At 67.0% G+C, this 2,991-nt stretch carries 2 protein-coding genes; both read right to left on the reverse strand.

Features of this window, described 5'->3' with window-relative positions; translation table 11 throughout:
* Positions 1-365 precede the first annotated feature (365 nt).
* A complete protein-coding gene (locus VGQ94_02945; protein ID HEV2021463.1) occupies positions 366-2,147 on the reverse strand; it encodes an IS1634 family transposase in 1,782 nt (593 codons plus the stop codon).
* A gap of 216 nt (positions 2,148-2,363) precedes the next feature.
* On the reverse strand, positions 2,364-2,991 hold a 628-nt coding region (locus VGQ94_02950; protein HEV2021464.1), incomplete at its 5' end, for a hypothetical protein.

The raw sequence follows: 2,991 nt of genomic DNA on the forward strand, positions 1-2,991 counted from the left end.
AAACATCGAATGACCGCTCTAGTCAAGGCGATTCTAGAGGTTAGGTTGTTTCAGGATGTTCCAGGACGTTCCGCGAAGTGCCAATAATAACTGGTTCGCAAGCAGGAGGTCGCCGGTTCTTTCCCGGCGCGGTCCACCAAAACAATCAAATACTTACAGCTCAGAGGGCATCACGGAGGTGAGGTGTTGCGCTGGTGTTGCAGGGCTCTTCCCCGAGCCTCCCCACCAGCCACCGGACCATAGGCCGAGCGAGGACGACTCCGTTCCAGGGGGGCAACTAGTCCGGATGGATCGGCATGGTCATCGGCTATTGGCTCTCCTGACCAGCCGGCGCCAACTGACCCCCACCGGCCGTCTCTTTTCGGCTAGCCCCGTTTTCCGCACTTCTGGGCGAGTAGGGTACTGCCTTCGGTCCAGGGGATGCGTACGTCAAGCAGCCCGAGAATCTGGCGCTGCGTGGCGGTGAGCGGATCCAGTTGCGGCCCCTCGTGGGTGAAGGTGAGCCCGAGGCCCTGGAAAGCGGCGAGGATCGATCGGCCGGTGGGAAGGGCGGCGCGCCCCTCGGGGAGGATTCCAGGCAGGGTCCTTCCGGCACCGAGGGCGCGTCGGACGCCGGCCTCGATGATCCCGAACACCAGTAGGGCCAGACCGACGATGCTGATGAGGGCGGCGATGCGGTCATCGTTGTGGAGGAAGAGCGGGCGGACGCGGAGAGTCTGTTTGGCGTCGCGATGTCGCTGCTCCACCACGAACTGGTCCTTGTAGAGGCGAAGGACTCGTTTGGCCGAGAGGCGTCCCGGCAGGTTGGTGGCGAGGGCATAGATGCCGTCGGTGCGCGCGGCTGCGGTGATGGCGGCCCGGTTCCGGCGCCAGCGCAAGGTGGGCTTGCCTTCCCGCATCCCCGTCCGAACCGCCAGGAACGCACGAATGGGCTGGATCAAGATGTTGGCGACCCTGGCCTCCACCTGCTGCAGCGTCTTGTAGTAGCGTCCGCCGAGTCCCCGCCGGATCTTGGCGAGTTCCTCCTCCGCCTTGTTCAGCGCCCGCTCTCGGGCTTCCGCGACCGAGGAGGCTTCCTCGGAGGACCACACGTAGGCCACGCGGAAGGAGTGTTTCTCTCCGGTCTCGGGATCGGTGACGGCGAGTGGGCGAATGGTTCCGCGGTAGCGTGCGCGCTTGTTGGCGGGCAGGTTCTTCTGGCGCGCGGAGACGTAGCGCAAGGGACGCAGGGCTTCCGTGCCGACATCCTCCAGGAACGTGGCGGCGAAACCGGTGCTGGCGCGCAAGGGAACGACGAACTTCAAGCCGGCGCGGTGCGTGGCGCACAGGTTCTTGAAGTGACCCAGGGCGGAATCGGCGCAGATGAGGACACCGGGGCCGAGTAGAGCCGCCAGTCGTTCCAACGCCACTCCGATGCAGGTGAGCTCCGCCGCGTTGCCTGGATGCGGGCGAACGTAGAGGGGGATGCCCTCTGGATTGGTGGCTTGCAGCATTTGTACTTGGCGCGCCACCCGCCGGTCGGATCCCCAGCCCTTGGCGATCAGCTTCGAATCGCTGTACGCGCCGGCGACGCGCAGGGTGGTCAGATCCACGTGGAGCCGGGCGGCATCGGCGCCAAAGGCCTCTACCGCGGCCAAGGCCGCCGCCCCACGCACGCTCTCCGCCACGGGTGCGAATGCTTCCAGCGCCCGACCGAGGCGGTCATCATTGAGCAGCATGCCGGGGACGCCCAGCACCTCGTGCAGGGCCGCGTTGCTGCCCCAGGCCGCGATGTCGTACAGGGGAGCGGGCGCGCAAAGGCGGTTGGCGATCAGGGCCGCCACCACCTCTCCCGTCGTCAGCTCCGCACGTCCGCGCTGGGGCACGTGGCGGTCGACGAGCCCGACCAGGCCCAGTCGCTCGAGCACGTGATGCACCAGAAGCAGGGGGCCGACCTCGCGTCGGAAGCCGACGCGAGGAGGATCGAGGCGCGTAAAGGCGGCGGCGAGCTGGTCGAGTTGGCCCGACGCCTTGAGCTCATCGACGCGCCCGAGGGTGGCCAGCACCCGATGGCGAACCTTCCCCTCTCCTGTACGGAAAGCCTGTACGAGGCGTAAGTAGGTGTAGCGGTTGAGCCCTCGCGTCACCACGTGGCGCTTGAGGTACATGTTGGCCCTACGATATCTGATACCGCCGCAATAGTCAAGCCAATTACGAGTATTGTTGGCCCTACACCGGGCGGCACGCAGGCCGAAGCCGGTTGCCGGCCACGGAAGGGGGACAATGCGGATTTCCGCGGTTTTTCGTGAGCTAAACCGCAGTCGTCCGAAGTCGCGCCCGCAGGCTATTGGCCGGTCGAAGTGGCGGAAGTGCGGAAAACGCGGCTAGCCCGCGAGCGACCGCACCAGCGCCTTGTACGTCTCGACGTGCTCTCGGTCCAGGGACTTCCAGTCGGCGAGAGCCCGCTCGTAGAGGGCCCATGGCCGCTCCGCCGCCGGCGCCGCGGCGGCCTCACTCCTCGAGCCCGCCATGGCCCGGCACGTCAAACGCAATCCGATCCCGATGACCTGGGTACGGAGCAGGAAGCGCTCGAGCGCGCTCACGACCACGTGGTGGAGGGCGGCACCGACGCCGACCAGGGCGGAGATCTCCGCCAGCTTGTAACCGCGGATCCGCAACGGTCGAACCGGTACGATGGCTGCCGCCATCCGGATGAGCACCGCGGCGGCGCGCAGCCGCTTCAGGCGGTCCGGGGTCGCCTCCTCGATCGCGCGGAAGGAAAGACCGAGGAGCCGGGTTGCCCTCTCGAGCTGCTGGTCGTGCCTGGCCCTGAGCGCCGCGTGAAAAGATCCGTCGGCCATGGCCGCGTCGACCTCGGCGCCCAGTTCGAGGCTCTGGATTGAGGTTCGCATCCGCCGCGAGAGGAGCGGCTCCCAGCCACGCACGGTTCGCTCGTGTCGGTACCGGGACGCCTGGGCGATGACCACGGCCAAGCAAAGGAAGGCGGCCGCC

The sequence above is a fragment of the Terriglobales bacterium genome, from assembly GCA_035937135.1.
Taxonomy (GTDB): Bacteria; Acidobacteriota; Terriglobia; order Terriglobales; family Acidobacteriaceae; genus DASYVL01.